At 55.6% G+C, this 7389-nt stretch carries 8 protein-coding genes; all 8 read left to right on the forward strand.

The features are described from left to right. Positions 1 to 447, forward strand: a 447-nt coding sequence (locus tag HP459_RS19810) for a DedA family protein (protein ID WP_171936694.1), incomplete at its 5' end; no start/stop codon positions are given. Between the two features lie 154 nt (positions 448 to 601). Then, positions 602 to 1507, forward strand: coding sequence for an acetyl-CoA carboxylase, carboxyltransferase subunit beta (gene accD, locus HP459_RS19815; protein WP_022648854.1), 906 nt, complete (start codon positions 602 to 604; stop codon positions 1505 to 1507). 70 nt (positions 1508 to 1577) lie between these two features. Next, positions 1578 to 2846: a bifunctional tetrahydrofolate synthase/dihydrofolate synthase gene (gene folC, locus HP459_RS19820; protein WP_046619055.1), complete on the forward strand. Its 1269-nt coding sequence runs from the start codon at positions 1578 to 1580 to the stop codon at positions 2844 to 2846. Further along, positions 2836 to 3522, forward strand: a complete 687-nt coding sequence (dedD, locus tag HP459_RS19825; RefSeq protein ID WP_023300639.1) for a cell division protein DedD — start codon at positions 2836 to 2838, stop codon at positions 3520 to 3522. The genes folC and dedD overlap by 11 nt, the downstream gene beginning before the upstream one ends. A gap of 253 nt (positions 3523 to 3775) precedes the next feature. Continuing rightward, positions 3776 to 4264 carry a colicin V production protein gene (gene cvpA, locus HP459_RS19830; RefSeq protein WP_171936695.1) on the forward strand — a complete coding sequence of 163 codons (489 nt, stop codon included), beginning with the start codon at positions 3776 to 3778 and terminating at the stop codon, positions 4262 to 4264. A 33-nt stretch (positions 4265 to 4297) separates the two neighbouring features. Continuing rightward, on the forward strand, positions 4298 to 5815 hold the full coding sequence (gene purF / locus HP459_RS19835; protein WP_045308690.1) for an amidophosphoribosyltransferase: 1518 nt from the start codon (positions 4298 to 4300) through the stop codon (positions 5813 to 5815). A gap of 89 nt (positions 5816 to 5904) precedes the next feature. Beyond that, positions 5905 to 6474 (forward strand): UbiX family flavin prenyltransferase, encoded by a 570-nt coding sequence (locus tag HP459_RS19840; protein WP_015572254.1) that lies wholly within the window; start codon positions 5905 to 5907, stop codon positions 6472 to 6474. A gap of 290 nt (positions 6475 to 6764) precedes the next feature. Beyond that, positions 6765 to 7389 (forward strand): lysine/arginine/ornithine ABC transporter substrate-binding protein ArgT (gene argT / locus HP459_RS19845; RefSeq protein ID WP_171936696.1); only part of this gene is annotated, 625 nt, incomplete at its 3' end.

Raw genomic sequence — 7389 nt, forward strand, 5'->3', positions numbered from 1 at the left:
CACCTGATGGTCGTCCTGATGATCATCGCCGCGATTATTGGTGATGCGGTCAACTACACTATCGGGCGGGTGTTTGGCGAGCGGTTGTTCAGTAATCCGGACTCGAAGATTTTCCGCCGCAGTTATTTAGATAAGACCCATGCGTTCTATGAGCGCCATGGCGGTAAAACCATTATCCTTGCCCGTTTTGTGCCTATTGTGCGCACATTTGCACCGTTTGTAGCGGGAATGGGTCACATGTCCTATCGTCATTTTGCCATGTACAACGTGGTGGGCGCGCTGCTGTGGGTACTGCTGTTTACCTATGCGGGCTACCTGTTTGGCGATCTGCCGGTGGTTCAGGAAAACCTTAAGTTACTGATTGTAGCGATTATTGTGCTTTCCGTTCTGCCGGGTGTGATCGAAATTATTCGTCACAAACGCGCGGCGGCAAAACAAGCGAAGTAAATGCACGCTGGCGGTTCGACCACTTTTTTATCCAAAGTTTCGGGCTGTTATGTTTTAATGTGCAACATTCATGGTCTGTTGGAGGCAAAAATGGCATTATTCGCCTCTTACAGCAAAACTGGCATACGACCAGGTTCAGGCAGAAAGGTTATCAATGAGCTGGATTGAACGAATTAAAAGCAACATTACCCCAACGCGTAAAGCGAGCATTCCTGAAGGGGTATGGACGAAGTGTGATAGCTGCGGCCAGGTTCTGTATCGCGCAGAGCTGGAACGCAATCTTGAGGTGTGTCCGAAGTGTGACCACCATATGCGTATGTCGGCGCGCAACCGCCTGCATAGCCTGCTGGACGAAGGTTCTCTGGTAGAACTGGGCAGCGAACTGGAGCCAAAAGATGTGCTTAAGTTCCGCGACTCCAAAAAATACAAAGATCGTCTGGCCTCTGCACAGAAAGAGACCGGCGAGAAAGACGCGCTGATCGTCATGAAAGGCACCCTGCATGAGATGCCGGTGGTTGCCGCCGCGTTTGAGTTCGCCTTTATGGGCGGCTCAATGGGCTCTGTGGTTGGTGCGCGTTTCGTGCGTGCCGTTGAGCAGGCGCTGGAAGACAACTGCCCGCTGATCTGCTTCTCCGCCTCCGGTGGCGCACGAATGCAGGAAGCGCTGATGTCCCTGATGCAGATGGCGAAAACCTCTGCCGCGCTGGCGAAAATGCAGGAGCGCGGTCTGCCGTACATCTCGGTACTGACCGACCCAACCATGGGCGGCGTTTCTGCAAGCTTCGCGATGCTGGGCGACCTGAACATCGCTGAGCCAAAAGCGCTGATCGGCTTTGCCGGTCCTCGCGTTATCGAGCAGACCGTACGTGAGAAACTGCCGCCGGGCTTCCAGCGCAGTGAGTTCCTCATTGAGAAGGGTGCTATCGACATGATCGTCCGCCGCCCGGAGATGCGCCTCAAACTGGCAAGCGTCCTGGCGAAGCTGATGAATCTGCCGTCGCCGAGCCCGGACGAGCCGCGCGAAGGCGTGGTGGTACCGGATCAGGAACCCGAGGCCTGATAACTGAAAAGGGCAGGGCCAAATGGCGCTGCCCTTTTGCTTTCTAAACCGTTAATGACAACCGGGCATCATGGAAAATAAAAGCATTCCTCAAGCCACGTCGCCCCTGGCCGCGTGGCTTTCTTATCTGGAAAACCTGCACAGTAAAACTATCGACATGGGCCTTGAGCGCGTAAGCCAGGTTGCCGCGCGCCTTGACGTGCTGAAACCTGCGCCTTTCGTGTTTACCGTGGCCGGCACTAACGGTAAAGGCACCACCTGCCGCACGCTGGAATCTGTCCTGATGGCAGCCGGTTATAAGGTAGGCGTTTACAGCTCGCCGCATCTGGTGCGCTACACCGAGCGGGTGCGGGTGCAAAACACCGAGCTGGCCGAATCGGCCCATACGGCGTCGTTTGCCGCTATCGAAGCCGCGCGCGGCGATACCTCATTAACCTATTTCGAATACGGCACCCTGTCGGCGCTGTGGCTGTTTAAGCAGGCGCAACTGGACGTGGTGATCCTGGAAGTGGGGCTGGGCGGGCGTCTGGATGCCACAAATATGGTAGATGCGGATGTCGCCGTCGTCACCAGCATCGCGCTGGATCACACCGACTGGCTGGGGCCCGACCGCGAAAGCATTGGCCGTGAGAAGGCCGGTATTTTCCGGGCCGATAAGCCTGCCGTGGTTGGCGAACCGGACATGCCACATACCATCGCTGAAGTGGCGAAAGAGAAGGGTGCTCGACTGCTGCGTCGCGGCGTGGACTGGCAGTATGAGGTGCAGGACAACGGCTGGCGCTTCAGCGACGCGCAGGGCGTGCTGGAGAATCTGCCGCTGCCGCAGGTGCCACAGCCTAACGCGGCGACTGCGCTGGCAGCCCTGCGCGCCAGCGGGTTAACGGTGAGCGAGCAGGCAATCCGCGATGGCATTCAGAACGCACTGCTGCCGGGACGTTTTCAGATTGTGAGTGAGTCACCGCGTCTGATTCTGGATGTTGCACATAACCCGCATGCGGCGGCGTACCTCGCAGGACGTCTCAAATCGTTACCAAAAACCGGGCGCGTGCTGGCGGTTATCGGTATGCTTCATGATAAAGATATCGGCGGCACGCTGGCCTGCATGGAGAGTGTGGTCGATAGCTGGTATTGTGCTCCTCTGGAAGGGCCGCGCGGCGCGACTGCTGAGCAGTTGATGGAACATCTCGGCAAAGGCGAAATCTACAGCAGTGTGGTTTCGGCCTGGCGTGCCGCGATGGCGGAGGCTAAACCAGAAGATACCGTGCTGGTGTGTGGGTCATTCCACACGGTGGCACATGTCATGGAAGTGATGGACGCGGGGAGAACCGGTGGCGAGTAAGTTTCAGAACCGTTTAACAGGAACCATTGTGCTGGTCGCGCTCGGGGTGATTATTCTCCCGGGATTGCTCGACGGGCAGAAAAAGCATTACCAGGATGAATTTGCGGCCATTCCGCTGGTACCCAAACCGGGCGATCGCGACGAGCCCGATATGCTGCCAGCGGCAACGCAGGCGCTGCCAGCCCAGCCGCCTGAAGGCGCAGCGGAAGAGGTGCGCGCAGGTGATGCAGCCGCGCCGTCTCTTGACCCGTCGCGTCTGGCGACGAACAATAACATCGAGATTGATCCGGTGCCGGTAGAACAGCCTAAGCCTGTTGAGAAGCCGAAACCGGTGGAGAAGCCGCAGCCGAAACCGCAGCGGGATAAAGCGGCCGAGCAACTGGCAGCCGCTTCAGAAACGCCACCGCCGGCGAAACAGGACGCGGCCCCTACCGGCAAAGCCTATGTCGTTCAGCTCGGTGCATTGAAAAATGCAGATAAGGTCAATGAGATTGTGAGTAAACTGCGCGGCGCGGGATACCGTGTTTATACTTCACCCACCACGCCGGTACAGGGTAAAATTACCCGTATCCTCGTGGGGCCGGATGCGTCTAAAGATAAGCTCAAAGGTTCGCTTGGCGAGCTGAAGCAGATCTCCGGGCTGAGCGGTGTGGTGATGAACTACAGCGCGAACTGATAAGGCTCCCCTCACCCCGGCCCTCTCCCCAAAGGGGAGAGGGTGCAAATAATTCCCTCTCCCCTTTGGGGAGAGGGTTAGGGTGAGGGGGAGAAAGCAGACGTCCACAGAGACGTCAGGCGGAGGGGCGTTGAGCATTTTTTCAGCGCCTTTTTTATTTACGCGTGGGAAGGAAATCCCTACGCAAACGTTTTCTTTTTCTGTTAGAATTCGCCCCGAACTGGATGACAGGGCGTTTAATCGTGGGACACATATGGTCTGGATTGATTACGCCATCATTGCGGTGATTGGTTTTTCCTGTCTGGTTAGCCTGATCCGTGGCTTTGTTCGTGAAGCGTTATCGCTGGTAACCTGGGGTTGTGCTTTCTTTGTTGCCAGTCATTACTACACTTACCTGTCTGTCTGGTTCACGGGCTTTGAAGATGAACTGGTCCAAAACGGAATCGCCATCGCGGTGCTGTTTATCGCGACGCTGATTGTCGGCGCTATCGTCAATTACGTGATAGGTCAGCTGGTCGAGAAAACCGGTCTGTCAGGAACGGACAGGGTGCTCGGCATCTGTTTCGGCGCGTTGCGAGGCGTACTGATTGTGGCCGCGATCCTGTTCTTCCTGGATACCTTTACCGGGTTCTCCAAAAGTGAAGACTGGCAAAAATCGCAGCTCATTCCGGAGTTCAGCTTCATCATCAGATGGTTCTTTGACTATCTGCAAAGCTCGTCGAGTTTCTTGCCCAGGGCATAAACCCTGAGATGTGGCTTAACGAGGAAAAGACGAATGTGCGGTATTGTCGGTATCGCCGGTTTCATGCCGGTAAACCAGTCGATTTATGACGCGTTAACGGTGCTTCAGCACCGTGGGCAGGATGCTGCGGGTATCATCACCATTGATGCAAACAACTGCTTCCGTTTACGCAAGGCGAACGGCCTGGTAAACGATGTGTTTGAAGCCCGCCATATGCAGCGTCTGCAAGGTAATATGGGGATCGGTCACGTTCGTTATCCTACTGCTGGCAGTTCCAGCGCCTCTGAGGCTCAGCCTTTTTACGTTAACTCCCCGTATGGCATCACGCTTGCCCACAATGGCAATCTGACTAATGCCCACGAGCTGCGTAAAAAGCTGTTTGAAGAGAAACGTCGCCACATTAATACCACCTCTGATTCTGAAATCCTGCTCAATATCTTTGCCAGCGAGCTGGATAACTTCCGCCATTATCCGCTGGAAGCAGACAACATTTTTGCCGCCGTTGCCGCGACTAATCGCCAGATCCGTGGCGCGTACGCTTGCGTGGCGATGATTATCGGTCACGGCATGGTGGCCTTCCGCGATCCAAATGGCATTCGCCCGCTGGTGCTCGGCAAACGTGACCTCGGCGATGGCCGTTCCGAGTACATGGTTGCCTCCGAAAGCGTGGCGCTGGACACGCTGGGCTTCGAATTCCTGCGTGATGTCGCGCCAGGCGAAGCGGTCTACATCACCGAGAAGGGCCAGCTGTTTACCCGCCAGTGCGCCGACAATCCGGTGAGCAACCCGTGCCTGTTCGAATACGTTTACTTCGCGCGTCCGGACTCGTTCATCGACAAAATTTCCGTTTACAGCGCGCGCGTCAACATGGGGACGAAGCTGGGCGAGAAGATTGCCCGCGAGTGGGACGATCTCGACATCGACGTCGTGATCCCAATCCCTGAAACCTCCTGTGATATCGCGCTGGAAATTGCCCGTATTCTGGACAAGCCGTACCGTCAGGGCTTCGTGAAAAACCGCTACGTTGGCCGCACCTTTATCATGCCGGGCCAGCAGCTGCGTCGTAAGTCCGTACGTCGTAAGCTGAACGCTAACCGTGCCGAGTTCCGCGACAAGAACGTGCTGCTGGTGGACGACTCCATTGTGCGCGGCACGACGTCTGAGCAGATCATCGAGATGGCGCGTGAGGCCGGGGCGAAGAAAGTATATCTCGCCTCCGCAGCGCCGGAAATTCGCTTCCCGAACGTGTATGGCATTGATATGCCAACCGCTAATGAGCTGATTGCGCATGGCCGAGAAGTGGATGAGATTCGCCAGATCATCGGGGCCGACGGCCTGATTTTCCAGGATCTGAACGATCTGATCGATGCGGTGCGCACCGAGAACCCGGATATTCAGCAGTTCGAATGCTCGGTATTCAATGGGATCTACGTGACAAAAGACGTAGACCAGCAGTATCTCGACTACCTTGATTCTCTGCGTAACGACGATGCGAAAGCCGTCCAGCTGCAAAACGATCTCGAAAGCTTAGAGATGCACAACGAAGGTTGATGCTCCGGCAAGTGAGGGGGCTCGCCCTCACTTGCAACTCCCCGTAAAATCCTGCACAGTCAGCCCTGAAATCAGCAAGGGCAAAAATCATGAAACGACTCATTGTAGGGATCAGCGGTGCCAGCGGCGCGATTTATGGCGTCCGGCTGTTACAGGTGCTGCGTGACGTTGCAGGCGTAGAAACTCATCTGGTGATGAGCCAGGCGGCGCGTCAGACCCTCTCTCTTGAAACCGATCTCTCTCTGCGCGACGTTCAGGCCCTGGCTGATGTTGTCCACGATGCCCGCGATATCGCCGCCAGCATCTCTTCGGGCTCGTTTAAAACGGCCGGCATGGTTATTTTGCCCTGTTCGATTAAAACCCTCTCCGGTATCGTAAACAGCTATACCGACACGCTGGTGACGCGTGCGGCGGACGTGGTGCTGAAAGAGCGTCGTCCTCTGGTGCTCTGCGTGCGGGAAACGCCGCTGCACCTGGGACATCTGCGTTTAATGACGCAGGCAGCCGAACTGGGAGCTGTGATAATGCCGCCGGTCCCCGCGTTCTATCATCGTCCACAAACGCTGGACGATGTCATCAACCAGACCGTTAACCGCGTGCTGGATCAGTTCGATATAGACCTGCCGGAAGATCTCTTTACCCGCTGGCAGGGGGCGTGAAGCTGTGCACAAGCAAGGTGCATGAAATGACTGTTTGCCCTGTTTCAGGGCAAAACTGCAACCGCGATCATATCCTCGACATTTAATTCGCTTTTTCCCTTTTTCTCTTTCCGGTTCGTTCGGCAGACCTGCTATCTTTCACCATTAAGGCAGTATCGCAACGTTTTATTAACATATTTAACGTCGTAGTTTTAACCCGACGACAATGTGGCATAAGACCTGCAAGAGCAGCCTGCAACACAACACACAACATAAACCATAATAAAATCACGGTTCTTGAGGGTAAATGTATGAAGAAGACGGTTCTGGCTCTGTCTTTGCTCGTGGGCTTGAGTGCAGCAGCAAGTAGCTATGCAGCGCTACCACAGACAGTTCGTATCGGTACAGACGCAACCTACGCGCCATTCTCCTCCAAGGATGCGAAAGGCGACTTCGTGGGGTTTGATATCGATCTGGGAAATGAGATGTGCAAACGCATGGAAGTGAAATGCACATGGGTGGGCAGTGACTTTGACGCGCTGATCCCGTCGCTGAAAGCCAAGAAAATTGATGCCATTATCTCTTCTCTCTCCATCACGGAAAAACGTCAGCAGGAGATCGCCTTCTCAGAGAAGCTCTACGCTGCCGACTCACGTTTGATTGCCGCGAAAGGCTCGCCAATCCAGCCGACCATCGACTCGCTGAAAGGCAAACATGTTGGCGTGCTTCAGGGCTCGACCCAGGAAGGTTACGCCAATGCTAACTGGCGCGAGAAAGGCGTCGATGTGGTCGCTTACCAGAACCAGGATCTGATCTACTCTGACCTGGCGGCAGGCCGTCTGGATGCCGCGTTTCAGGATGAAGTCGCCGCGAGCGAAGGCTTCCTGAAACAGCCTGCGGGTAAAGAGTACGCCTTTGCCGGCCCGTCGGTGAAAG

Origin of the sequence: Enterobacter sp. CM29 (assembly GCF_013179605.1) — a bacterium.
GTDB classification, from domain to species: Bacteria; Pseudomonadota; Gammaproteobacteria; order Enterobacterales; family Enterobacteriaceae; genus Enterobacter; species Enterobacter intestinihominis.

Excerpts from the sequence above, each read along its gene's own strand:
- cvpA (WP_171936695.1), top strand. The coding sequence starts at position 3,776 with ATGGTCTGGATTGATTACGCCATCATTGCGGTGATTGGTTTTTCCTGT.
- purF (WP_045308690.1), top strand. The coding sequence starts at position 4,298 with ATGTGCGGTATTGTCGGTATCGCCGGTTTCATGCCGGTAAACCAGTCG.
- accD (WP_022648854.1), top strand. The coding sequence starts at position 602 with ATGAGCTGGATTGAACGAATTAAAAGCAACATTACCCCAACGCGTAAA.
- folC (WP_046619055.1), top strand. The coding sequence starts at position 1,578 with ATGGAAAATAAAAGCATTCCTCAAGCCACGTCGCCCCTGGCCGCGTGG.
- HP459_RS19840 (WP_015572254.1), top strand. The coding sequence starts at position 5,905 with ATGAAACGACTCATTGTAGGGATCAGCGGTGCCAGCGGCGCGATTTAT.